A 22,996-nucleotide genomic window follows, 5' to 3' on the forward strand; every position below is an offset into this window, starting at 1 on the left:
TTTGACCTGCGCTCCCCGGCCCAGCCCGACGGGTGGGGGGGGGGAGAAAACCAATACCCGAATACCGCACCCAATCCGGAGTCCTTGAAGCGCGAAGCGCTTCAAGGACGGGAATTCCAACAGACCGTCATGTGTGCACGCGAGCGCAGCGCACGCGGCCAAATGAAGCTCCCCGCCATCGCCCAGCGGGGCGAGGGAGGGGTTGGGGAGTTCAAACTACTGTCCCAAGCGGGCCACCGTCGCAGCGTGATGCCTGCAGCAGAGGCTCAGCGCAGACCCGCGCCGCCCATATCACTCTTGCGCTCGATGAGTTCAATCTTGTAACCGTCCGGATCAGTGACAAACGCAATCACGGTTTTCCCGCCTTTAACCGGCCCCGCCTCGCGCGTCACATTGCCGCCAGCTGCCTTGATCTTGTCGCAGGCCGCGTAAGCGTCGGGCACGCCGAGCGCGATGTGGCCATAAGCCGTGCCCATCTCGTAGCTGTCGGTGCCCCAGTTCCAGGTCAGCTCGATTTCGGCCTGTCCGGGGTTGCCGCCTTCGTAGCCGACAAAGGCCAGGCTGTATTTGTATTCCGGATTTTCTGACGTGCGCAGCAGTGTCATGCCCAAGACCTGGGTGTAAAAGTTGATAGAGCGTTGCAGATTGCCAACGCGCAGCATGGTGTGGAGAAGTTTCATCGTGGCTGTCTTTCTTGGTGCTGAATGCGGGTTTTTGAGTGTTGATTGTCCGGCAAGTGGTGTGGCCGCGTGATGCACTCGGTGATTCCTGACAGGCAGTATGGCGCTTGGTGTGCGGTGTTGAAATCCTTTCATAAAGCGATTCGGCCTGCATAATGAGCGGCAATAAAAACTGAAGACACCGCCAATGCTCTTGCCCGCCCAGAACGACCATCCGCAGGACTGGATGATGCCTACCCGCTTGCTGGATCTCGATGATCCCAAGCTTCGGATCCAGTCTCTGCGGATCACACAACTGGCGACCACCGAAACGCAAAAGGCCGTGTTGATCCACGACTATGTGAAGGCGCTGCCTTTTGGCTGCGTCGCCGGGTTTGACCATGTGCCGGCGGCGGCGGTGCTGAAAGCCGGGCGCGGTGACTGCCATACCAAAGGCACCTTGTTTGTTGCGATGCTGCGTTCGGTGGGTGTGCCCGCGCGCTTGCGTTTCGTGACGCTGTCCAGCGCTTTTTTGAAGGGCATCATTGATGTGCCCCAGGGCACCATCACCCATGCGATCGGCGAGGTTTTTTTGGACGGGCACTGGCTGCAGACGGACACCTATGTGACGGACTCTCTGCTGGAGACGCATGCGGTTGAACTGCTCGTTCAACAGGACATTCATGCGGGATACGGTATTCATGCGCGGGGTAGCCATTTTTGGGATGGGCAACATTCTGCCCACGCGCAATATCACCTTTCAGACGCGGCCAGCCTGCCGCAGCGCGACTGGGGCGTGGCCCACGACCCCGAATATTTCTACCGCGATGACGCGCACGAAGAACTTCAGCGGGGCTGGCTCACCCGCGTCAAGTGGATGCTGGCCGCCGCGCTGGTTAACCGACGGGTCGAGCAGATCAGGACGCAGTCCGGACCGCTGGCGCGCCAGCCGGTTAAATAGCAATGCCGGTCAGCTCAAACCGGCACCGTGTAGTTGAGCGTCATGCGCCCGCCATCCACCGTGACGATTTCGCCGGTCACATAACTGGCCGCATCGCTGACCAGCCAGGCCACCACGTCGGCGATTTCTGACGGTTCGCCAAAGCGTTTCATCGGCGTGCGGCTCATGATTTTCGCCTTGGCCTCGTCGCTGGTCAGCACCGCTTTGGCGGCCAGCTCGGTGGCGATGGTGCCGGGCGCCACGGCGTTGACACGGATGCCCTTGTCAGCCAGCGCGAGTGCCATCACACGGGTCAGCTGGTTGATGCCGCCCTTGCTGACGTTGTAGCTGGCGATGGTCGGGATGGCGAGCACGCCGTTGACCGAACTCATGTTGACGATGTTGCCGCTGCCCGTATGAGCCATCACGCGCGCCACGGCCTGGCCCATCAGGAAGCTGCCCTTGATGTTGACGCGCAGTACCGCGTCGAAGTCGGCTTCGCTCACGTCCAGAAATTCGGCCGCCCGGAAGATGCCCGCGTTGTTGACCAGCACATCGATGCGGCCGTGAGCCTGCACCGTGCGGGCCACCACCGCATCGACCTGGGCCTTGTCGCCGACATCGCAATGGAGGTACAGGGCGCCCAGTTCTTGGGCCAGCGCTTCACCGGGCGCGTCGGCCAGGTCGGCGATCACAACCTGTGCGCCCTCACGCGCGAAACGCCTCGCGCAAGCCTCGCCTATGCCCTGCGCGCCGCCAGTGACGATGCAGACCCGGCCCTTCAGGTCGAAGCAAACCGATGCAGAATTTGTCTGTGAGTTTGTGTTCATGCCCGAATGTTACCCGCGCATACAGCGATGAATTTCATGGCATTTTCAGCCACAGTGGCGGCCGTCATGCCGGGTGTGTACAGGGCCGAACCGATGCCGAAGCCGCTGGCGCCAGCCGCCCGGTAGGTTGCCATGTTGTCAACCGTGATGCTGCCCACTGGCAGCAGCAGGGTTTGCGCAGGCAGCACTGCGCGCAGCGCCTTCACCACCGCTGGCGTGAGCATCTCCGCGGGAAACAGCTTGAGCCCGCTGGCGCCCGCCTGGAGCGCCGCAAAAGCCTCGGTGGCCGTCATCACGCCGGGCAGGCAGACCATGCCCAGGCGCACCGCTTCGCGCACCACCGTGGCATCGAAGTTGGGCGAGACCACGAGTTGACCACCGGCTGCATGCACATCGCGTACCTGGCCGGCGCTCAGCACCGTGCCCGCGCCGACCAGGGCAGCCGGAAAGGCTGCGGCCATGGCTTCTATGCTTTGCAGCGGCTGCGGCGAATTCAGCGGCACCTCGATCAGTGTCCAGCCGACCCCCAGCAGCGCCTGCGCTACCGGCAAGGCTTCGTCGGGCCGCAGGCCACGCAGGATGCCAACCAGAGGAAGGGCTTTCAGGGCGGCGGCAAATTTGTCGTGCGGCGTGTTCATGGTTTAGGTGTCCCAGCCCGTGTGAATGGTTTGGGCTAGCGCCCACAGGCCGCGCCAGCTCGCGTCGGCGCCGACACGTTGCACGGATGCCCCGCGTTGTGCCAGCGCGCGTTCGTAGCGCTCGGTCAGCGCCTGCGCACCGATGACGACGACTTGCGCGCCGGTGGGCAGGGGCTGAGCGCGGATTTCCTCGCCGATCACCAGGCCAGACAGATAACTCGGCAGCCGTGCTGCCGCCATGCGCCCGAACAGCGACAGGGTGCGCACGCTGAAGGCGGTCTGCAGCAGGCCGGTGCCGCGCAGCGCCAGTGCCACACCCTCGTCGAAGGCGACCCAGTCCACCTCGCCGTCGGTGTCGGGCAGGCTGCGCGCCAGCAGCGAATGCTGGCGCAACAGTGCGTAAAACTCACCGGTCATGAAGGTGGAAAAGTTCTCAATCTTGCCGCCTCGCACCGTGACCCACTTGCTGTGGGTGCCGGGCAGCACCAGCAGGCCGTCCTGGATACCCAGCAGTTGCAGTGCGCCAAACACCTGGGTTTCCTCGCCGCGCATCACGTCGGGGATGCCCTCACGCTCGCAGCTCAGGCCGGGCACGATGGCGATGCGTCCGGCCTTGACCCACGCAAGTTGCGAGGCGACCTTGTCAAAACCCGCCGGGCAGGCACAGTAAGGCGCTTCTTGCCAACCCTGCTGGCTGCCCGCCATTCCGGAAATCAGGCAAAAAGTGCCGGCAGCCCTCATCCAGTGGCCGAAACATGCTTCAAAAACAGTAGCAAAATCGCCCGGCGCCACGCTCAGGATGCCGCGCGCAAACGAGCACTCCTTGAGCACCCGGCCCTGACCGTCCAGCAGCGCGCCGCGCAGGGACGAGGTGCCCCAATCGACTGCGAGTAGCTGTTTCATTGGCTGGCCGGCTTCAGCTAGGGCGGCAAGGCTCAATGGTTGTCTCGGGGCACAAACGCGCCGCGCTTGCCGACCAGAAAGTCCAGGTCCACGCCCTGGTCGGCCTGCAGCACATGGTCCACGTAGAGTTTCCAGTAACCCGAGGACAGCGGCGGCGGCGGTGCCGTCCACAGGCTCAGGCGGCGCGCCAGTTCCTCATCGCTGATCAGCAACTGCAGGCGGCGCTCGGGCACATTGAGTTCGATCATGTCGCCGTTTTGCACAACCGCCAGCGGGCCACCGGCCGCCGCTTCAGGCGCGGTGTGCAGTACCACGGTGCCGTAGGCGGTGCCGCTCATGCGCGCGTCGCTGATGCGCACCATGTCGGTGATGCCTTTTTTGAGCACCTTGGGCGGCAGCGGCATGTTGCCCACCTCGGCCATGCCGGGGTAACCCTTGGGGCCGCAGTTTTTCAGCACCATCACGCAGGTTTCGTCGATGTCCAGGCTGTCGTCGTCGATGCGTGCGTGGAAGTCCTCGATGTTTTCGAACACCACAGCGCGCCCGGTGTGCACCATCAGCGCCGGCGTGGCGGCGCTGGGCTTGATGACGGCGCCGCGCGGCGACAGGTTGCCGCGCAGCACGGCGATGCCGGCCTTGTCCTTGAAGGGTGTGGCCAGCGGCAGGATCACTTCGGTGTTGTAGTTCTGCGCGTCGGCGATGTTGGCGCCTAGGGTCTGGCCGTTGGCGGTGATGGCGCCAAGGTGCAGGTGCTGCGCGATTTCCTTCATGACTACCGGCAGACCGCCGGCATAACAGAAGTCTTCCATCAGAAATTTGCCCGAGGGCTGCAGGTTGAGCAGGCAGGGCAACTCGCTGGCAAGCCGGTCGAAGTCGTCTACCGTGAGCTTGACGCCGATGCGCCCGGCCATCGCGATCAAATGGATCACCGCGTTGGTGGAGCCACCAATCGCCGCCAGGGTCTTGATGGCGTTTTCAAAGGCTTCGCGGGTAAGGATCTTCGAGAGCGTCAAGTCCTCATGCACCATCCCGACCGCGCGGCGCCCGGCCATGCGCGCCAGCACGTTGCGCCTGCCATCAACCGCCGGGTAGGCGGCGTTGCCCGGCAGGCCGATGCCCAATGCCTCGACCATGCTGGCCATGGTGCTGGCCGTGCCCATGGTCATGCAATGGCCGTGGCTGCGGTGCATGCAGCTTTCGGCTTCAAAAAAGTCGGCGAGCTTGAGTGTGCCAGCGCGCACCTGCTCGCTCATGCTCCAGACGCCAGTGCCGGAGCCCAGCTCCTGGCCGCGCCATTTGCCGCTGAGCATGGGGCCACCGCTGACGCCGACCGTGGGCAGGTCCACACTGGCCGCGCCCATCACCAGCGAAGGTGTGGTCTTGTCGCAGCCCATCAGCAGCACCACGCCATCAATCGGGTTGCCGCGAATGCTTTCTTCCACGTCCATGCTGGCCAGGTTGCGGTACAGCATGGCGGTCGGGCGCAACAGGGTTTCGCCCAGCGACATGACCGGAAACTCCAGCGGGAAGCCGCCAGCTTCGTACACGCCGATCTTGACCTGCTCGGCCAGGGTGCGGAAGTGCGAGTTGCAGGGCGTCAGTTCGCTGAAGGTATTGCAGATGCCAATGACGGGCCGGCCGTCGAATTGGTCGTGCGGCACGCCCTTGCCCTTGACCCAACTGCGGTAGGCAAAACCATCGCGGTCCTGCCTGCCAAACCATTGCTGGCTGCGCAAAGCGCCGCCGGGCCGCCCCGAGGCGGCTTTTGCCCCCTCGGGGCGCAGCGCAGCGTGGGGGCCACTTTCTGAGGGCTTCTTCTTGGGCGTCTTTGGGTCGGGCATAGGGAAAATCCTTAATTGATAAACATATTATCGTCATACCATTGCGCCGCGAATCTCAGTAATAACCATGATTAAGAACGTCCACGGAAACACAGTCGACCATCTCGGCGAAGCCATCGTCGCGGGGCGTTACGGCGTGGGCGCATCGATCCCGCCCGAGCCGGTGTTGTGCCAGGAGCTCGGCGTCAGCCGCACCGTGGTGCGCGAGGCGGTCAAGTCCTTGATTGCCAAGGGTTTGATGACCACCGGCCCGAAGGTCGGCACGCGGGTGTTGTCCGAGGATCACTGGAACTGGTTTGACCCCGACGTCATCATCTGGCAGTCCAAGGCCGGGCTGACGCCGGAGTTTCTGCGCGACTTGCAGGACTTGCGCCGTGTGGTCGAGCCCGCCGCGATGCGGCTGGCGGCCGATCGCGCCACCGCCCAGGACATCGCCGAAGTCGAGGCTGCCTACGCCGGCATGAAACACGCGGTGGAGCACGGCGGCGACTATGTGACACATGACCTGCGTTTTCACCAGGGCCTGCTGCGCGCCAGCCGCAACCGCATGCTGGTGCAGATGAGCAAGGTGCTGGGCGCGCTGCTGCGCACCAGTTTCGAAATCTCCACGCGGCGCAAGGACGGGCCGATGCAGTCACTGCCGTTGCACCGCGCAGTGCTTGATGCGGTGATCGCGCACCAACCCGACGAGGCCGAGATCGCCATTCGTGTGCTGATCGATGGCGCCAAGGAAGACATCGAGGAAGTGCTGGCTTCGCGCCGCCGCCTTCCGGTGCTGAGCAGCCCGGCACGGCAGCTCAAGGCCGCCTGACTGCGCCGACGGGCAAGAGGAATCACCTACATGCAGAAAACCGTCGATACATCGATTTACTGGTTCTTCAAGTTGTTGGAGTTGCTGGTGGTGGTCTGCATGGTGGCCATGGTGATCATGGTCTTCGGCAATGTGGTGCTGCGTTACGCCTTCAATTCCGGCATCTCGGTGTCGGATGAGATGTCGCGTTATTTCTTCATCTGGCTCACCTACATCGGCGCGATGCTGGCCATGCACGAAGGCGGGCACCTGGGCGTGGACACCCTGGTCAAGCACCTGCCGATTCTGGGCAAGAAGGTCTGCCTGTTCCTCAGCGAAGCGCTGATGCTGTTTTGCAATGTGCTGTTTTTCATGGGTACCTTCAAGATGCACGAGCTGCAGGTCACCAATGTTTCGCCGGTGGTCGGCATCTCGATGATCTGGATTTACGGCATCGGCTACATCGTCAGCGTGGTGATGGCCATCATCAACCTCAACGTCTTGTTCCGTCTGCTCACCGGGCGTATCAGCGAAAACGAGTTGGTGCAGGTGATCGAGACCGAAGGCCTGGCCGACGTGGAAAAACAGATTCAGGGAAGCAAGGCATGATCCTTCGACAAGCTCAGGATGCACGGTACGGTGCAGGCGCGAGGTCAACACATGACTGTTAGCGTTTTTATTTTGAGCCTGCTGGCCGCCATGGCGATTGGCATGCCGATCGCCTATGCCTTGCTAGTCTGCGGCGTCACGCTGATGGCCTTTCTGGCAGCCACCAGCGGCCTGGTGACTTTCGACAGCCAGATCCTTGCCCAGCGTTTTGTTGACGGCGCCGACAACTTCCCGTTGCTGGCCGTGCCCTTCTTTCTGCTGGCTGGCGAGTTCATGAATGCCGGCGGCATCAGCCGCCGCATTGTCAATCTCGCGATGGCCTGGGTCGGGCACTTCCGCGGCGGCCTGGGCTACGTCACGGTGATTGCTGCAGTGATCATGGCTTCGCTGTCCGGCTCGGCGATTGCCGACACCGCCGCACTGGCGGCGCTGCTGATCCCGATGATGCGGGCCGCCGGCTACAACGTCGGGCGCGCCGCTGGGCTGGTGGCTTCGGGCGGCATCATTGCACCGGTGATTCCGCCGTCTATTGGACTGATCATTTTCGGCGTGGCCGGCAATGTGTCCATCACCAAGTTGTTTCTTGCCGGCATCGTTCCGGGCTTGCTCATGGGGCTGGCCATCGGCCTGACCTGGTGGTGGGTGGCCAAGAAGGAAAATGTGCTGCCGGCGCCAAAAATCGCCATGGCCGACAGGCTGCGCATCACGGCGGAAGGCGGTTTTGCGCTGACCCTGCCCATCGTCATCATTGGAGGCATGAAGTTCGGCATCTTCACGCCAACCGAGGCTGCGGTGGTGGCCGCAGTCTACAGCTTTGTGGTTGGCATGTTTATCTACCGTGAACTCAAATGGTCGCAGCTCTATGGCCTGATCCTGGCCGCCGGCAAGACGACGGCGGTGGTGATGTTTCTGGTGGCGGCGGCCATGGTCAGCGCCTGGCTCATCACGGTGGCCAACATCCCTACTGAAGTGGCCAACCTGATGTCGCCGTTCATGGACAACAAGATGCTGCTGATGTTCGTGATGATGGTGCTGATTGTGATTGTCGGAACCGCGCTGGACTTCACGCCGACCGTGCTGATCCTCACGCCGGTGCTGATGCCGGTGGTGCTCAAGGCCGGTATCGACCCCGTCTATTTCGGCATCATGTTCATCATGAACAACGCCATCGGCCTGATCACGCCGCCAGTGGGCACCGTGCTCAACGTGGTCTGCGGCGTTGCCAAGATCAGTATGGACGACGCCTTCAAGGGTGTGTTGCCTTTCCTGATGGCACAACTCGCCGTGCTGTTCCTGCTGGTGCTTTTCCCCGAGATCGTTACCGAACCGCTCAAGTGGTGGATGCGGTAACCACTTTTCCCCAACCCCTGTCGTTCATATAAAAGGAAACAACCATGTTTAAACGCAGAACCCTCGCCCTGGCGGCCGCCGCATTGCTGGTGGCAACTTCGAGCTTCGCGCAATTTGCCGACCGCACCATCAAGTTCACCAATGGCGTGAATGAAGACCACCCGGTCGGCGTCGGTGTCAAGAAAATGCAGGAAGTGTTGGCCGCCAAGACCGGCGGCAAGATGAAGATCAATGCCTTCTGGGGCGGCGCCGCTGGTGGCGACTTGCAGGCCACGCAGGCACTGCGCGCCGGCACCCAGGAGATGGTGTGCACTTCATCCTCGCCGCTGGTCGGCATCGTCAAGGAGCTGGGCGCCTTCGACCTGCCTTTCCTGTTTGCCAACGAGAAAGAGGCCGACGCGGTGCTTGACGGACCGGCCGGCGCCTACTTCAACAAAAAGCTGGAAGAAGCCGGCCTGGTCAACCTGGCCTACTGGGAAAACGGTTTCCGCAACCTGACCAACAGCAAGCGCCCGGTCGCCAAGGCCGAAGACTTTGACGGCGTCAAGGTTCGCGTCATGCAGAACAACATCTTCATCGACACCTTCAAGACCCTGGGCACCAACGCGGTGCCCATGGCTTTCGGCGAGGTTTTCACTGCGCTGGAAACCAAGACCATCGACGGCCAGGAAAACCCGTTTGTGACCATCGAAACCTCGAAGTTCAACGAAGTGCAGAAGTACCTCAGTGTGACGCGCCATGCCTATACGCCGTTTCTGGTGCTGTACAGCAAAAAACTCTGGGACCAGCTGAACCCGCAGGAGCAGGCCGTGCTGCGCGAAGCCGCCATGGAAGGCCAGAAAGTCCAGCGCGCAGCCAACCGCAGCCTGAACGAAAAATCACTGACCAGCCTGAAAGCCAAAGGCATGCAGGTCAATGAAGTCAGCGTGGCCGAGCAGAAACGCATGTTCGACAAGGTCAAACCGGTCTACGACAAAAACGTGCCGACGATTGGTGCCGAGCCCGTCAAGCTGGTGATGGACGCGCTGAAGAAGGCGCGCGGCGGTTAAGCGGCTAAACAGAGCGCCATCGCCTGGAATCGTCCAAGGCCGCAAGGGTTCACTCTTGCGGCTTTTTTTTCGGAGCCTTCACTTGAAAATCATCAACGTTGAAACCCTGCGCCTGGGCGAGTTTCCCAACATCATCTGGGTCCGCATTTATACCGATGAAGGCCTGGTCGGCCTCGGCGAGACCTTCATGGGCGCGCAGGCGGTAGAAGCCTACATCCACGAATGGGCCGGCCCCAAACTGCTGGGCAAGGACCCGCTGGCCATCGAGGCGCGCAACCGAGACATCACTGGCTACCTGGGCTGGCGCGGCTCCGGCGTGGAGACGCGCGGCAATTCCGCCATTGATATCGCGCTGTGGGATATTTTTGGCAAGGCGGCCAACATGCCGGTGTACACCGCGCTGGGCGGCAAGAGCCGCGACAGCATACGCATCTACAACACCTGCGCCGGTTACCAGTACGTGCGCAGCACCGTCAACCAGGCCACCGCCAACTGGGGCATAGGTGATTCGAGGAAGGCCAACGCCGGACCTTACGAGGACCTTGAGGGTTTTCTGCACCATGCCGACGAACTGGCTGAATCGCTGCTGTCTGAAGGCGTGACGGCCATGAAGATCTGGCCCTTCGATCCCGCGGCAGAAAAAAGCGACGGCCAGTACATCAGCAACAGTGATCTGGAACTGGCGCTGGAACCGTTTCGCAAGATCCGCAGCGCGGTGGGCGAGCAGATGGACATCATGGTCGAGTTCCACAGCCTGTGGCGGCTGCCGATGGCGCAAAAAATCGCCCGCGCCCTCAAACCCTTCAACACCTTCTGGCATGAAGACGCGATCCGCATGGATTCGCTGGACCTGCTCAAACAGTATTCGAAAGACTGCGACGCGCTGATTTGCGCCAGCGAGACGCTGAGCTACAAGTGGGGCTTCAAGGACTACCTGCAGACCGGTGTGGCCGGCGTCGCCATGCTGGACCTGAGCTGGTGCGGCGGCCTGACCGAGGCCCGCAAGATCGCGGCCATGGCCGATGCCTGGCAATTGCCGGTGGCGCCGCACGACTGCACCGGCCCGGTGGTCTGGGCTGCCTCCAGCCACCTCTCGCTGCATGCCCCCAATGCGCTGATCCAGGAGAGCGTGCGCGCCTTTTACACAGGCTGGTACAAGGAGCTGGTCACCGAGCTACCGACCGTGACGAAAGGCATGCTCAGCCTCAATGACAAGCCCGGACTCGGCCTGGAATTGCTGCCCGATTTGCATCAGCGCGCCGATGCCACCCTGCGCGTTTGCCTGCCCAACTGAGCCCCGCCCATCCACTGGAAACCTCATGAAGATCACATCCGTCCGTCCTTTCATTTTGCACGTGCCAGTCACCGGCTCGCAGATTGCCGACAGCACCCACAGCATCACCCACTGGGGCGTGGTGGGCGCGCAGGTCGACACCGATGACGGGCTGACCGGTTTCGGTTTCACCGGCACCCATGCGCACCTGCCCAGCGACCAGTTGATCACGCGCTGCATCGAGACCTGCCACGCGCCCATGCTGTTGGGTGAGGACGCGGGTGACATCAACCGTCTCTGGAAAAAGCTGGCACGCAACCCGGCGCTGCAGTGGGTCGGCCGCGCCGGCATCACCACGCTGTCGCATGCCGCGATTGATCTGGCGCTGTGGGACCTGAAAGCGAAAGCCGCGCAGCAACCCTTGTGGAAACTGCTGGGCGGCCAGGTACGCGACAAGGTGCGTGCCTACAACACCGACATCGGCTGGCTCAGCATTGCCGACGACAAGCTGGTGGAAGGCGCGCAGCGCGCGGTGGCCCAGGGCTTTACCGGCATCAAGATCAAGGTCGGCTCGACGGTGGATCGCGACCTGCGGCGCCTGGCTGCGGTGCGGCAGGCCATCGGTGCGGATGTCACGCTGGCCATTGATGGCAATGGCAAGTGGGACTTGCCGACCTGCCAGCGTTTTTGCCGCGCGGCGCAGGACGCGGACGTGTTCTGGTTCGAGGAGCCGCTGTGGTACGACGACGTGAAGGGCCATGCGCAATTGGCACGCGCCAGCGCCATACCGGTTGCACTGGGCGAACAGCTCTACACGGTGGATGCGTTTTCCGAGTTCTTCGCGCAGCAGGCCATCCACTGGGTGCAGCCCGATGTGACGCGCATGGCGGGCCTGACTGAAGTGTTGCGCGTGTGCGAGACCGCGCACGCCTTTCGCCTGCCGGTGGCGCCGCACGCGGGCGACATGAGCCAGGTGCATGTGCACTTGTCGTATGCGCACCCAGCTTGCGAGGTGCTCGAATTCATCCCGTGGATCAAGGACTGCTTCACCGACCCGGCCGAGGTGGTGGACGGTTATTTCCGGCGGCCCGAGTTGCCCGGTGCCGGCACAACGCCCACGGCCGCCGCCTGGACGCAGTTCCGGCAGGCGACCGCCTGAGCGCGGTTCGGGCGTGTTCACGCGGGCAAAATAGGCGGTGATGAATTCCGATATTTTTGTGGTCATGGGTGTCAGCGGCTGCGGCAAAAGCACCGTGGGCGCGCAACTGGCTGAAGCACTGAAGCTGCTCTTTCTGGAGGGTGACGTGCTGCACCCTGAATGCAACGTGGCGCGCATGGCCGCCGGTGTGGCCCTGAGCGATGAAGACCGCGAGGGCTGGTTGCAGGCGCTGGCCGAACGCCTGCAGCAGGCGCACGCCGCAGGGCAGGGCCTGGTGCTCTCGTGTTCGGCGCTCAAGCTTTCTTATCGCGACATTTTGCGCAGCGGCGCGCCCAGCCTGCATTTTGTCTACCTGCACGGTGAGTACAAGCTGCTGGCGGCGCGCATGGCAGCGCGGACCGGTCACTACATGCCGCTGTCCCTGCTGGCCAGCCAACTTGCCACGCTGGAGGCGCCCGGCTCGGGGGAGAATGTGCAAAGCTTTGATGTGGCGGAGCGGCCCGAAGACATCGTTGCTGCCGTGCTGGCCGGCCGACATTCAAGCGCAGGCAGCGCTTCCTGACTTGTTTTCACTTTCCTGGACTTTTATGACCGATTTCACCAAAGTCATCCTCTACACCGATACCGATGGCCTTGCAAAATTCCGCGAGGAGCTTGTCGCGCTGAGCGAAGGCTCGCCGCAGGCCTTGCTGTCCCCGCTGGCTCCGTCCACTGGTTACCAGCTGCGCCACAGTCCGGTGGGTTTTCGCAGCCAGTTCCACTGCACGCCGATACCGCAATGGGTGTTCATTCTGGGCGGGAAGATGGAAATCGGCCTGCAGGGTGGCGTGTCGCGGGTGTTCAGTCCCGGTGAGCACTTTTATTCCGCTGACCTGCTGCCGGCGGGCGCCACCTTCGACGCAGCGGTGCACGGCCACTGGAGCCGTCAGGTCGGCCCGGAGCCGCTGGTCACGCTGTTTTTGCAAGGGTGACTGCTATTGAATTTATAGCTGCTGACGCCCACTGACTATGGGCTGAAGGCCAAAAAGGCTTGAAAGTATCAGCGAGGCTGCATCTCGCCCGAAAGCAGCACCTTCTGGCCCGAAGGGGTGTTCTGCAGGGTGCTTACCAGCGCAGCGGCCACATCTGCGGCCTCAATGGCGCGGTAGTTGGCGGGCGTCAGGGGCCTGAGCAGCCGCATGGTTGTCGCCGCAAATTTTTCGGCGGAGCGCCTGGCTTGCCCCAGGGCGCTGCGGTCGCCGCTCAGCAGTGAGGGGCGGGCGAGTACCATGCTGTCATAGCCCAGCCGGCTCACGGCAGCCTCCATCTCGCCTTTGATGCGGTTGTAAAAGACGCTGGATTTGGCGTCGGCACCCATGGCGCTGACAATGCCCAGCCTGCGTGCCCCGGCGGCGCGGGCCGATTTGGTCATGGCCAGCACAGCATCGAAATCGACAGCGCGGAACGCCTGCTGGCTGCCCGCGACCTTGAGGGTGGTGCCCAGCGCGATGAACACCTCGTCCACTGCGGGCGCTTGGAATGCGGCGAAGCCTTCCACGAGGTGGTTCACCAGTTTGGGATGCGTTATCCCAGGTGGGCGACGGCCCACACAGTGGACCGCCGAATACCTTTTATCGGCCAGTAAACGAGCCAGAATTTCCCGACCGACCAGACCCGTTGCCCCGGCCACCAGCGCCACCCGAGCGTCCGCCGCCCCCGCCGCCGCCTGCGGGGCGTCCACCGCCACGGTAGTTGCCGCGGTTGCCGCCAGTGGGCTGGCCGGAAGAGGGGAAGCCGGAAGAGACGTGGCTGGCGGGTTGGGCATCATCGTCGCGCTCCTGGTTGTGCTGACGTGGGGGCTGGGCGCTGGGGTTGCGCGCCTGCTGGTGGCCTTGGGCATAACCCGAATTCTGGCGCGGCTGGCCGCCGTGCCCACCCGGGGGCTGGCTGCGGCCACCATTGCCGCCACCACCGTTGCGGCCCCGGCCGCCGCCATTGCCGCCGCCGTTGCCAGCACCTGCATTGCCGGCGCCACGGCCACCTTGCGGCTTGGTCTCGCGGATACGCGTCATCATCTCGCTGCGGGCGGCCTTGGCGGCGGCCTGCATCACGTCACGGCTTGGCGGCTTGCCAATACCGCCCCAGATGGTCTGGCGGCCCATGGCCAGCGGCTCGGCTTTTTCGCCGGGCTCGGCTTCAAAGCCGGACACAAGTACCACTTCAATATTCTGTTTGGTGAAGCGCTCGATGTCCTGCATGAAGCCTTCTTCGTCCAGGCAGACCAGGCTCACGGCCTCGCCGCTGTTGCCGGCGCGGCCGGTGCGGCCGATGCGGTGGACGTAGTCTTCGCTGACGTTGGGGATTTCATAGTTGACAACGTGTGGCAGCTCGTCGATGTCGATGCCGCGTGCGGCGATGTCGGTGGCCACCAGCGCGCGTATGCTGCCGCTCTTGAAGTCGGCCAGTGCCTGGGTGCGGGCGGTCTGGCTCTTGTTGCCATGCAAGGCCATCGCCGGAATGCCGTTTTTCGTCAGGTGTTCGGCCACATTGTTGGCGCCAAACTTGGTGCGGGTGAACACCAGCACCTGGCTCCAGTTGTGCGCATTGATGATGTGGGTCAGCAGGGCTTTTTTCTTGCCGCGACCGACCGGGTGAATCGTCTGCGTGATGCGCTGTACCGTGGTGTTGCGCGGTGTCACCTGGATGCTTTGCGGGTTTTTCAGCAGGCCGTTGGCCAGCTCGCGAATTTCGTCGCTGAAAGTCGCGCTGAACAGCAGTGACTGCTTCTGCTTGGGCACCAGCGCCAGCACCTTCTTGATGTCATGGATAAAGCCCATGTCCAGCATGCGGTCGGCTTCGTCGAGCACCAGGATTTGCACCTGGCTCAGGTCCAGCGTGCCCTGGCCTGCGTGGTCCAGCAGGCGGCCCGGGGTGGCCACCAGAATATCGACGCCGCGGCGCAGTTTTTCGATTTGCGCGCCCATGCCGACGCCGCCGAACATGACCATGGAGCTGAGCTCCAGGTATTTGCCGTAAACGCGCACGCTTTCCTCGACCTGGGCGGCGAGTTCGCGCGTCGGGGTCATGATCAGGCAGCGCACGGCATTGACGCCGCGTTTGTTTTTCAGGGAGGGCTCGCTCGACAGGCGCTGCAGCATGGGCAGCACAAAGGCTGCTGTTTTGCCGGTGCCGGTCTGCGCGCCGCCCAGCAGATCAATACCTGCCAGAACGGCAGGAATGGCCTGGGCCTGGATGGGGGTGGGTGTGTCATAGCCTTGCTCAAGCACGGCTTTAAGAATGGCCGGGGCCAAGTTCAGATTTTCAAAAGTCATTTTTTTGCACTGCAGGAGTGCTCAAGATCGGCCTGTGGGAGCTTGTGGGCATCCCGCCAGTCAAAGGCAGATGGGGTCAGGGGGTTGGGCCAAAAACACCGCGTATCGTTGCCGAAACTGTCACTGAGGTGTGCCCGAATGTTGCAGGCAACTGGAGCCAGCAACCTGGGTATTGTCGCACGGAACGATAATCGAAGGATTGCCGCAAAAAATCCACGAAAATCACGGGCTGGCTTGCGCTTACGCCTCCTTTTTTTGTTTTCCCTCTTTTTAGAAGTTGAATCCTGATGGCCCAGTACGTCTTTACCATGAACAAGGTCGGCAAAATCGTGCCGCCCAAGCGCCAGATCCTGAAGGACGTGTCGCTCAGCTTTTTCCCCGGCGCCAAGATCGGCGTGCTGGGCACCAACGGCTCCGGCAAGTCCACCTTGCTCAAGATCATGGCCGGCCTGGACAAGGAAATCGAGGGTGAAGCCACCCCGATGCCGAACCTGAACATCGGCTACCTGCCGCAGGAGCCCAAGCTCGACCCCACGCACACGGTGCGCGAAAGCGTCGAGGCCGGCATGGGCGCGGTGTTTGCCGCCAAGGCGCAACTCGAAGCCGTGTACACCGCCTATGGTGAACCCGATGCCGACTTTGACGCGCTGGCGGCCGAGCAGGCCCGTCTGGAAGCCATCATCGCGACCTCAGGCACCGACTCCGAACACCAGCTTGAGATTGCTGCCGACGCGCTGCGCCTGCCGCCCTGGGACGCCGTGATCGGGGTCTTGTCGGGCGGTGAAAAACGCCGCGTCGCGCTGTGCAGCCTGCTGCTGTCCAAGCCCGACATGCTGCTGCTCGACGAGCCGACCAACCACCTTGACGCCGAATCGGTGGACTGGCTGGAGCAGTTTTTGCAGCGCTACCCCGGCACCGTTGTGGCCATCACCCATGACCGCTACTTCCTGGACAACGCGGCCGAGTGGATTCTGGAGCTGGACCGCGGCCGCGGCATCCCGTGGAAAGGCAACTACAGCACCTGGCTGGAGCAAAAGGGCGAACGCCTGGCGCAGGAGCAAAAGGGTGAGGAAGCCCGTGCCAAGGCGCTGAAGAAAGAGCTGGAATGGTCACGCCAGAACCCGAAAGCACGCCAGGCCAAAAGCAAGTCGCGGCTGGCGCGTTTTGAGGAACTGTCGGACTTTGAATACCAGCAGCGCAACGAAACCAACGAGATTTTCATCCCCGTGGCCGAGCGCCTGGGCAATGAGGTCATCGAGTTCAAGGGCGTCAGCAAGTCTTTTGGCGACCGCCTGCTGATCGACAACCTGAGCTTCAAGGTACCGGCCGGCGCCATCGTCGGCATCATTGGGCCCAACGGCGCCGGTAAATCAACGCTGTTCAAACTGATCGCCGGCAAGGAGAAGCCCGACAGCGGTGAAGTCGTCATTGGCAAGACGGTGCGCATGGCGTTTGTGGACCAGCACCGCGATGACCTGGCCAACGAAAAAACCGTGTGGGAAGACATCTCTGGCGGGCTCGACATGTTGACCGTGGGCAAGTTCACCATGCCCAGCCGCGCCTATGCAGGCCGTTTCAACTTCAACGGTGCTGACCAGCAAAAACGGGTGGGCATGTTGTCGGGCGGCGAGCGCGGACGCCTGCATCTGGCCAAAACCCTGATCGCCGGCGGCAATGTGTTGATGCTTGACGAGCCGTCCAACGACTTGGACGTGGAAACCTTGCGCTCGCTGGAAGACGCCTTGCTGGAGTTTGCCGGCTCCATCATGGTGATCAGCCATGACCGCTGGTTCCTGGACCGGATTGCCACGCATATTCTTGCGGCCGAAGGCGACAGCCAGTGGACTTTCTTCAACGGCAACTACCAGGAATACGAAGCCGACAAGAAAAAACGTCTGGGTGAAGAGGGGGCCAAGCCCAAACGCATGCGGTTCAAGGCATTGCATTAAACCTTCGCAGTCACAAGGGAATTTACAAAGAGATCAGGGAGGTTGACGAGGTCAATGAGGAAGACACAAAAATTCTTGTTTTTCCTTTCTGTGAATTACCTCCTTGATCTCCTTGTGAAAAATTTCTTAGAGACTCAAATGCCACACATGACCGACGAAGTTGTACTTGCCAGAACTCGGCACTGGCTCGAAAAAGCCGTCATCGGCCTGAACCTGTGCCCGTTTGCAAAAGCGGTGTATGTCAAGAACCAGGTGCGTTTGGTGGTGAGCCAGGCGCGCCATGCCGATGATTTGCTGGAAGAACTGGACAGGGAACTCGACCTGCTGGTGGCCACGCCGGTCGAAGAGATCGACACCACGCTGCTGATTCATCCGACGCTGTTTGACGACTTCCTGGACTTCAACGATTTTCTGGAAATCGCCGAAGGTGTGGTCGATGAGCATGGGCTGGAAGGCGTGATCCAGCTCGCCAGCTTTCACCCGAAGTTCCAATTCGAAGGCTCCGAGCCCGACGACATCGGCAATTACACCAACCGCGCGCCTTTCGCCATTTTGCATTTGCTGCGCGAGGACAGTGTGGAGCGTGCGGTTGAGGCGTTTCCGGATGCCGACGCGATCTTCGATGAAAATATCAAGACCATGGAACAGCTCGGCCACGCTGGCTGGAAGGAACTGGGGCTTTAGCTACAGCCTCTGCAGCTTTTTCCGCACCAGATGAATGTTGTTGCGCAGCGCATAAAGTTCGTCGGTATAGGACAGAGGCACCGCGATTTTTTCAGCCCGGCTCTCCAACTGATTCAACTCGTCGAGCAAAGGGCCAGTGTCCTGTGTTCCTTCCGCCCGGTTTTCAATGTCGCGCAGTTGGCCGTACCACCTGAAGATGCGCGAGCGCACGCGAAACTCATACAGCGGCGGCACGATGCGCGACAACGGCAGCATGATTGCGATGATGATGCCCATCACCAGCCACATGCGTTCGACCAGGTTGGCGACCCAGAAGGGCAGGTAGCGCTGCAAAAAGGGTTTGTCGTTCTTGATGCTGCGTTCGGCTTCGGCCGAAATTGGCAGTTCGTTGTTCAGCAGGTTGGGATATTCGCGGGCGCGCTTGAACCAACCGGCGGCGCCATGGATCTGGTTGCCGGCCTGCACAAACAACTGCAGCAGGGCGGGGTGGGTGCCCTGCCGGCTGAGCAGCGCGGTGGTGGGGGCCACCAGCCGCACGTCTCGCGCCGGAATGTTGGCCGCCAGATCGACCACGCCGCGCGGCAGCAGCACCGGGCTCAGAAAAGCAAAACGGCGTGAGTAGGCTTCGCTTTGCGGAAAATCCATCAGCGCAATGCCAGGTGTCTGCAGCAGCATCTGCACCATCAGTGATTCAGGTGCCGAGGCAAACACGATGGCATCGAGCCTGCCTTCGAGAAAGGCGACGGTGGCCGGTGTTTGCTCAAGCTCCGAAATCGTCAGGCTGAGGGGATCGACCTTGTTGCTGGCCAGCAGTTTGTTCATCAGGTTGGGAATGCCGCTTCCGGCCGTTCCGGCGTTGACGCGCCAGCCTTCCAATTGCGTCAATGAATTCAATCGGGCAGGTGCGGCGGCGCCCTCATCAGGGTTAGCGCGCAGCGCGGGAGTGGCGGGGAGTTTCTTTGCCGCATCTTCGCGGTAGAACAGCCAGACCGGCTCGACAAACAGGCTGCCCAGTGATTCGAGATTCTCCTCATCCTCGGGCCGCTGTTCACTGGTGCCACCCTGCACAAAACCGAGGTCGGCCTTGCCTTCGCGCAACAGTTGCAGGTTGTGGGCCGAGCCTTGCGAGGGCAGCAGCACGACTTCGATGCCGTCGCCGGCCAGGATTTTGGCGTAGCGTTTGCCAAACTCCTCGTAGGCGCTTTGCGCCGGGCCGGTGGCCAACGTGACGCGTTTGGGCGGGTTCGGGTCCAGCCACCAGTAGGCCAGCACCAGCAGCGTGATGGTCAGCACGATGAAAGGCCCTGCAGACGCCCACAGATCGCGCAGTGACAGCAGGGTGTAGCGTATAGTTTTGCTCATGGCGAAACCATACCATGCGGCTAGGAGGCAGCGTCACCGGAAAAGTTACATAAAAAATGCCTCTAGCCCAATGGGGACGGGCGCCACCAGCTCCTGAATAAATAGCAAAACAGTTACGCCCCCAGACCTGAGCGCAGGTATTTTTGGCGTATCAGCAGGTAGGCTGCAGGAATCACAAACATCGACAGCAGCAGTGCGGCGATCATGCCGCCCACCATGGGTGCCGCGATGCGTTGCATCACTTCCTAGAAGTCTGGGCGGCAGAAGGCGTCGAAGCGAAAAGTGGCCCCGGCGAGGACAATTTTTGCCGGGTTTGCAGCCTCATAGCCGTAGCTATGGGGCAAAAAGCCGGTGAAAAATGGACCGTCGCGGCCGCTTTGCAGCCGACGTTCCTTCTGCCGCCCAGGCTCCTAGCACGTTCGTCTACCTTGCATGAGGCGGAACAGTTCTGTTCATCGAAAGCCTCGATACAAAAAAGCCATCACGAACGAGGCTCGACTTGATCACACCTCCAACCCCTTGTTGAGGCGCCATTGCTTGACGAGCGCATACAGCGCCGGAATCACCGCCAGCGTCAGCACGGTCGAGGAAATCATGCCGCCCACCATCGGCGCGGCAATCCGGCTCATGACCTCGGAACCGGTGCCGGTGCCCCACATGATGGGCAGCAGGCCGGCCATGATCGCGACCACCGTCATCATCTTCGGCCGCACGCGCTCGACCGCGCCTTCCATCACCGCCGCGTACAGGTCGGCGGCGTTCGGCGTGGCGCCGGAGGCGCGGCATTTGGCTTTGACGGCTTCCCAGGCGTGGTCCAGGTAAATCAGCATGACCACCCCGGTCGATGCCGCCACGCCGGCCAGCGCAATGAAGCCAACGGCCACCGCCACCGACAGGTTGTAGCCCAGAAGCCACATCAGCCAGACACCCCCGACCAGCGCAAACGGCACCGACAGCATGACGATCAGGGTTTCGGTCAGGCGCCGGAAGTTCAGGTACAGCAGCAGAAAAATAATCAGCAGCGTGATGGGCACCACCACCTTCATCTTCTCGATGGCGCGCTCCATGTACTCGAACTGACCGCTCCAGGTGGCGTAGTAGCCGGGCGGAAACTTGACCTGCTCAGTGACCGCTTTGCGCGCATCAGCCACATAGCCGCCGATGTCGCGGTCGCGGATATCCACATAGATGTAGGCCGAAAGCAAGGCGTTTTCGGTGCGAATGCCGGGTGCGCCTTTGGCCACTTCGATTTTTGCCAACTGGCCCAGCGGGATCATGGCGCCGTCCATGGTCGGCACCAGCACTTCGCGCGCAATCAGCTCCGGGTCGCTGCGCAATTCGCGCGGATAGCGCACCGTCACGCCAAAGCGCTCGCGTCCCTCCACGGTCGTCGTGACCATCTCGCCGCCCAGTGCCGTGCCAATCACGTCCTGCACTTCGCCCACCGCCAGGCCGTAGCGGGCCAGTTGGGCCCGGTCCGGTTCGATGTTCAGGTAAAAGCCACCGGTGATGCGCTCGGCAAACGCCGACGTGGTGCCCGGCACCGTTTTGACAACCGCCTCGATCTGCTTGGCAAGCTTCTCCATTTCCTGCAGGTCTTTCCCGAACACTTTGATGCCGATCGGCGTGCGGATACCGGTCGACAGCATGTCGATGCGCGCCTTGATTGGCATGGTCCAGGCGTTGGACACACCCGGGAATTGCAGCGCCTTGTCCATCTCACCGATCAGCTTGTCGGTGCTCATGCCCGGCCGCCATTCGGATTCCGGTTTCAGGTTGATGACGGTCTCGAACATCTCGGTCGGGGCCGGGTCGGTCGCGGTATTGGCGCGGCCTGCCTTGCCCCAGACCGACACCACTTCCGGGAAACTCTTGATGATCTTGTTCTGGGTCTGCATCAGTTCCGCCGCCTTGGTGATGGACATACCCGGCAGGCTGGACGGCATGAAGAGCAAGGTGCCTTCATTGAGGGTTGGCATGAACTCGCTACCAAGCTTTGATGCCGGATAAAACGAGACGGCCAAGGCAATCATTGCTGCAACGATGGTGAGCTTTTTCCAGCGCATCACGCCCTCGATGATCGGTCGGTAGACCCACATCAGGAAACGGTTCACCGGGTTCTTCGCTTCGGCCATCACCTTGCCGCGAATGAACAAAATCATCAACACCGGCACCAGTGTCAGTGACAGCAGCGCCGCGCTCGCCATGGCAAAGGTTTTGGTATAAGCCAGCGGCGCGAACAGGCGCCCTTCCTGCGATTCCAGCGTGAACACCGGCAAGAACGAGACGGTGATGATTAACAGCGAGAAGAACAGGGGCGGGCCGACTTCCTTGCAGGCGTCCAAAATGGCTTCAACCCGCTCTTGGTTCGAATGCTCTTTTTTCAGGCGCTCCAGGTGTTTGTGGGCATTTTCGATCATGACGATCGCCGCATCGATCATCGCGCCGATGGCAATCGCAATGCCGCCCAGGCTCATCAGGTTCGAGCTCATACCCAACAGGCGCATGGCGATGAAGGCCATCAAAATCGCCACCGGCAGCATCAAAATAGCCACCATCGCGCTGCGCGCGTGCAGCAAAAACACGAAGCAGACCAGCGCCACAATCAGGCTTTCTTCGAGCAGCGTGACCTTCAGGGTTTTGATGGCGCTGTGGATCAGGTCAGAGCGGTCGTACACCGCCTGAATGCTGACGCCTTCCGGCAAACCGGCGCTGATCTCGGTGATTTTCAGCTTCAGGTTGTGAATGACTTCGAGCGCATTTTCGCCATAGCGGGCCATGGCAATCCCCGACACCACTTCACCTTCGCCATTGAGCTCGGTCATGCCGCGCCGTTCGTCCGGGGCTAGCTCCACTCGCGCAATGTCGCGCACCAACACAGGCGTGCCACCTTCGCTTTTTACGACCAGGTTTTCAATGTCGCCCTTGCCGCGCAGGTAGCCCTTGCCGCGCACCATGTACTCGGTCTCGGCCATTTCGATCACCCGACCGCCGACATCGCGGTTTGACTCACGTATCACCTGCGAAACTTTGTTCAGCGGGATGCCAAACGCGCGCAGCTTGACCGGGTCAACCGTCACCTGGTAGGTTTGTACAAAGCCGCCGATGGAGGCAACTTCGGCCACACCGCGCGCCTTGGTCAGCTGATAACGCAAATACCAGTCCTGTAGCGTGCGCAGCTCGGCCAGCGTCCTGTCTTTGGCCACCACCACGTATTGGTAGACCCAGCCTACGCCGGTCGCATCCGGACCGATTTGCGGCGATACGCCTTTGGGCATGCGGCCCGACGCAAAGTTCAGGTATTCCAGCACCCGCGAGCGGGCCCAGTAAATATCGGTGCCGTCCTCAAAAATAATGTAGACGAAGGACGCGCCGAAAAAGGAGAAACCGCGCACCACCTTCGACTTGGGCACCGACAGCATGGCGGTAGTCAGCGGATACGTCACCTGGTCTTCGACCACCTGCGGCGCCTGGCCGGGGTATTCGGTGTACACGATCACCTGCACGTCCGACAGGTCGGGCAGGGCGTCAATCGGCGTTTTCACGACGGCATAGATGCCGCCGAGGGTGACGAACAGCGTAGCGAGCAGGACCAGAAAAATGTTCCGACCCGACCAGTCGATGATCTTGTTAAGCATCGCGTTTTTCT

Annotated in this window: 21 protein-coding genes; 11 read left to right on the top strand and 10 right to left on the bottom strand. The window is 61.8% G+C overall.

The genetic code is table 11. The features are described 5' to 3' along the window. Positions 1 to 266 precede the first annotated feature (266 nt). Entirely contained in the window at positions 267 to 680 is a 414-nt protein-coding gene (gene gloA, locus Q8O29_RS11305) for a lactoylglutathione lyase (protein ID WP_305562813.1), read from the bottom strand. 187 nt (positions 681 to 867) lie between these two features. On the opposite strand from gloA, the gene Q8O29_RS11310 reads away from it, so the two are divergent. Further along, entirely contained in the window at positions 868 to 1,620 is a 753-nt protein-coding gene (locus Q8O29_RS11310) for a transglutaminase family protein (protein ID WP_305562815.1), read from the top strand. Positions 1,621 to 1,634: 14 nt separating this feature from the next. Here Q8O29_RS11310 and Q8O29_RS11315 read toward each other — a convergent pair whose 3' ends face one another. Genes Q8O29_RS11315 through Q8O29_RS11330 form a run of 4 tightly spaced genes read right to left on the bottom strand, consistent with a single transcriptional unit; the run spans position 1,635 to position 5,811 of the window. Beyond that, positions 1,635 to 2,429, bottom strand: coding sequence for an SDR family NAD(P)-dependent oxidoreductase (locus Q8O29_RS11315; protein WP_305562817.1), 795 nt, complete (start codon positions 2,427 to 2,429; stop codon positions 1,635 to 1,637). Then, positions 2,426 to 3,067, bottom strand: a complete 642-nt coding sequence (locus Q8O29_RS11320; RefSeq protein WP_305562819.1) for a 2-dehydro-3-deoxy-6-phosphogalactonate aldolase — start codon at positions 3,065 to 3,067, stop codon at positions 2,426 to 2,428. Before Q8O29_RS11320 ends, Q8O29_RS11315 begins: the two co-directional genes overlap by 4 nt. Before the next feature lie 3 nt (positions 3,068 to 3,070). Continuing rightward, complete coding sequence (locus tag Q8O29_RS11325) at positions 3,071 to 3,970, bottom strand: 2-dehydro-3-deoxygalactonokinase (protein WP_305562821.1); 900 nt, start codon at positions 3,968 to 3,970, stop codon at positions 3,071 to 3,073. 32 nt (positions 3,971 to 4,002) lie between these two features. Beyond that, positions 4,003 to 5,811, bottom strand: coding sequence for an IlvD/Edd family dehydratase (locus Q8O29_RS11330; protein ID WP_305562823.1), 1,809 nt, complete (start codon positions 5,809 to 5,811; stop codon positions 4,003 to 4,005). A gap of 67 nt (positions 5,812 to 5,878) precedes the next feature. Here Q8O29_RS11330 and Q8O29_RS11335 point away from each other — a divergent pair, with 67 nt between their 5' ends. From Q8O29_RS11335 to Q8O29_RS11370, 8 genes are all read left to right on the top strand, one after another. Then, positions 5,879 to 6,622 carry a FadR/GntR family transcriptional regulator gene (locus tag Q8O29_RS11335; RefSeq protein WP_305562825.1) on the top strand — a complete coding sequence of 248 codons (744 nt, stop codon included), beginning with the start codon at positions 5,879 to 5,881 and terminating at the stop codon, positions 6,620 to 6,622. Between the two features lie 30 nt (positions 6,623 to 6,652). Next, entirely contained in the window at positions 6,653 to 7,210 is a 558-nt protein-coding gene (locus Q8O29_RS11340; protein ID WP_305562827.1) for a TRAP transporter small permease, read from the top strand. Between the two features lie 51 nt (positions 7,211 to 7,261). Further along, on the top strand, positions 7,262 to 8,560 hold the full coding sequence (locus tag Q8O29_RS11345; protein ID WP_305562829.1) for a TRAP transporter large permease subunit: 1,299 nt from the start codon (positions 7,262 to 7,264) through the stop codon (positions 8,558 to 8,560). Between the two features lie 44 nt (positions 8,561 to 8,604). After that, complete coding sequence (locus tag Q8O29_RS11350; protein WP_305562831.1) at positions 8,605 to 9,609, top strand: TRAP transporter substrate-binding protein; 1,005 nt, start codon at positions 8,605 to 8,607, stop codon at positions 9,607 to 9,609. A gap of 82 nt (positions 9,610 to 9,691) precedes the next feature. Then, complete coding sequence (locus Q8O29_RS11355) at positions 9,692 to 10,903, top strand: mandelate racemase/muconate lactonizing enzyme family protein (RefSeq protein WP_305562833.1); 1,212 nt, start codon at positions 9,692 to 9,694, stop codon at positions 10,901 to 10,903. A gap of 25 nt (positions 10,904 to 10,928) precedes the next feature. Further along, entirely contained in the window at positions 10,929 to 12,041 is a 1,113-nt protein-coding gene (locus tag Q8O29_RS11360) for a mandelate racemase/muconate lactonizing enzyme family protein (protein ID WP_305562835.1), read from the top strand. 40 nt (positions 12,042 to 12,081) lie between these two features. Then, the gene (locus Q8O29_RS11365) at positions 12,082 to 12,603 is read left to right on the top strand and encodes a gluconokinase (protein ID WP_305562837.1); all 522 of its coding nucleotides are present in this window, start codon (positions 12,082 to 12,084) and stop codon (positions 12,601 to 12,603) included. A 25-nt stretch (positions 12,604 to 12,628) separates the two neighbouring features. Continuing rightward, entirely contained in the window at positions 12,629 to 13,012 is a 384-nt protein-coding gene (locus Q8O29_RS11370) for a hypothetical protein (protein WP_305562839.1), read from the top strand. 68 nt (positions 13,013 to 13,080) lie between these two features. Here the strand turns inward: Q8O29_RS11370 and Q8O29_RS11375 are convergent, their stop codons facing one another. Both Q8O29_RS11375 and Q8O29_RS11380 read right to left on the bottom strand, forming a co-directional pair. Then, on the bottom strand, positions 13,081 to 13,590 hold the full coding sequence (locus Q8O29_RS11375) for an epimerase (RefSeq protein ID WP_305562841.1): 510 nt from the start codon (positions 13,588 to 13,590) through the stop codon (positions 13,081 to 13,083). A 61-nt stretch (positions 13,591 to 13,651) separates the two neighbouring features. Then, entirely contained in the window at positions 13,652 to 15,352 is a 1,701-nt protein-coding gene (locus Q8O29_RS11380) for a DEAD/DEAH box helicase (protein WP_305562843.1), read from the bottom strand. 287 nt (positions 15,353 to 15,639) lie between these two features. On the opposite strand from Q8O29_RS11380, the gene ettA reads away from it, so the two are divergent. Continuing rightward, a complete protein-coding gene (ettA, locus tag Q8O29_RS11385) occupies positions 15,640 to 17,301 on the top strand; it encodes an energy-dependent translational throttle protein EttA (protein WP_305562845.1) in 1,662 nt (553 codons plus the stop codon). Between the two features lie 147 nt (positions 17,302 to 17,448). Beyond that, positions 17,449 to 17,985, top strand: coding sequence for a DUF1415 domain-containing protein (locus Q8O29_RS11390; protein WP_305562847.1), 537 nt, complete (start codon positions 17,449 to 17,451; stop codon positions 17,983 to 17,985). Here the strand turns inward: Q8O29_RS11390 and Q8O29_RS11395 are convergent, their stop codons facing one another. From Q8O29_RS11395 to Q8O29_RS11405, 3 genes are all read right to left on the bottom strand, one after another. Then, the gene (locus tag Q8O29_RS11395; RefSeq protein WP_305562849.1) at positions 17,986 to 19,347 is read right to left on the bottom strand and encodes a TAXI family TRAP transporter solute-binding subunit; all 1,362 of its coding nucleotides are present in this window, start codon (positions 19,345 to 19,347) and stop codon (positions 17,986 to 17,988) included. Between the two features lie 113 nt (positions 19,348 to 19,460). Continuing rightward, positions 19,461 to 19,586, bottom strand: coding sequence for a hypothetical protein (locus Q8O29_RS11400; RefSeq protein ID WP_305562851.1), 126 nt, complete (start codon positions 19,584 to 19,586; stop codon positions 19,461 to 19,463). Between the two features lie 264 nt (positions 19,587 to 19,850). Then, positions 19,851 to 22,985 carry an efflux RND transporter permease subunit gene (locus tag Q8O29_RS11405; protein WP_305562853.1) on the bottom strand — a complete coding sequence of 1,045 codons (3,135 nt, stop codon included), beginning with the start codon at positions 22,983 to 22,985 and terminating at the stop codon, positions 19,851 to 19,853. Positions 22,986 to 22,996 lie beyond the last annotated feature (11 nt).

This window comes from Polaromonas sp. (genome assembly GCF_030689685.1).
GTDB lineage: Bacteria > Pseudomonadota > Gammaproteobacteria > Burkholderiales > Burkholderiaceae_C > Polaromonas.

Bases quoted from the DNA above. Each gene is read 5' to 3' on its own strand.
- gloA (WP_305562813.1), bottom strand. From the start codon at position 680: ATGAAACTTCTCCACACCATGCTGCGCGTTGGCAATCTGCAACGCTCT.
- Q8O29_RS11310 (WP_305562815.1), top strand. From the start codon at position 868: ATGCTCTTGCCCGCCCAGAACGACCATCCGCAGGACTGGATGATGCCT.
- Q8O29_RS11315 (WP_305562817.1), bottom strand. From the start codon at position 2,429: ATGAACACAAACTCACAGACAAATTCTGCATCGGTTTGCTTCGACCTG.
- Q8O29_RS11320 (WP_305562819.1), bottom strand. From the start codon at position 3,067: ATGAACACGCCGCACGACAAATTTGCCGCCGCCCTGAAAGCCCTTCCT.
- Q8O29_RS11325 (WP_305562821.1), bottom strand. From the start codon at position 3,970: ATGAAACAGCTACTCGCAGTCGATTGGGGCACCTCGTCCCTGCGCGGC.
- Q8O29_RS11330 (WP_305562823.1), bottom strand. From the start codon at position 5,811: ATGCCCGACCCAAAGACGCCCAAGAAGAAGCCCTCAGAAAGTGGCCCC.
- Q8O29_RS11335 (WP_305562825.1), top strand. From the start codon at position 5,879: ATGATTAAGAACGTCCACGGAAACACAGTCGACCATCTCGGCGAAGCC.
- Q8O29_RS11340 (WP_305562827.1), top strand. From the start codon at position 6,653: ATGCAGAAAACCGTCGATACATCGATTTACTGGTTCTTCAAGTTGTTG.
- Q8O29_RS11345 (WP_305562829.1), top strand. From the start codon at position 7,262: ATGACTGTTAGCGTTTTTATTTTGAGCCTGCTGGCCGCCATGGCGATT.
- Q8O29_RS11350 (WP_305562831.1), top strand. From the start codon at position 8,605: ATGTTTAAACGCAGAACCCTCGCCCTGGCGGCCGCCGCATTGCTGGTG.
- Q8O29_RS11360 (WP_305562835.1), top strand. From the start codon at position 10,929: ATGAAGATCACATCCGTCCGTCCTTTCATTTTGCACGTGCCAGTCACC.
- Q8O29_RS11365 (WP_305562837.1), top strand. From the start codon at position 12,082: ATGAATTCCGATATTTTTGTGGTCATGGGTGTCAGCGGCTGCGGCAAA.
- Q8O29_RS11370 (WP_305562839.1), top strand. From the start codon at position 12,629: ATGACCGATTTCACCAAAGTCATCCTCTACACCGATACCGATGGCCTT.
- Q8O29_RS11380 (WP_305562843.1), bottom strand. From the start codon at position 15,352: ATGACTTTTGAAAATCTGAACTTGGCCCCGGCCATTCTTAAAGCCGTG.
- ettA (WP_305562845.1), top strand. From the start codon at position 15,640: ATGGCCCAGTACGTCTTTACCATGAACAAGGTCGGCAAAATCGTGCCG.
- Q8O29_RS11390 (WP_305562847.1), top strand. From the start codon at position 17,449: ATGACCGACGAAGTTGTACTTGCCAGAACTCGGCACTGGCTCGAAAAA.
- Q8O29_RS11395 (WP_305562849.1), bottom strand. From the start codon at position 19,347: ATGAGCAAAACTATACGCTACACCCTGCTGTCACTGCGCGATCTGTGG.
- Q8O29_RS11400 (WP_305562851.1), bottom strand. From the start codon at position 19,586: ATGCAACGCATCGCGGCACCCATGGTGGGCGGCATGATCGCCGCACTG.
- Q8O29_RS11405 (WP_305562853.1), bottom strand. From the start codon at position 22,985: ATGCTTAACAAGATCATCGACTGGTCGGGTCGGAACATTTTTCTGGTC.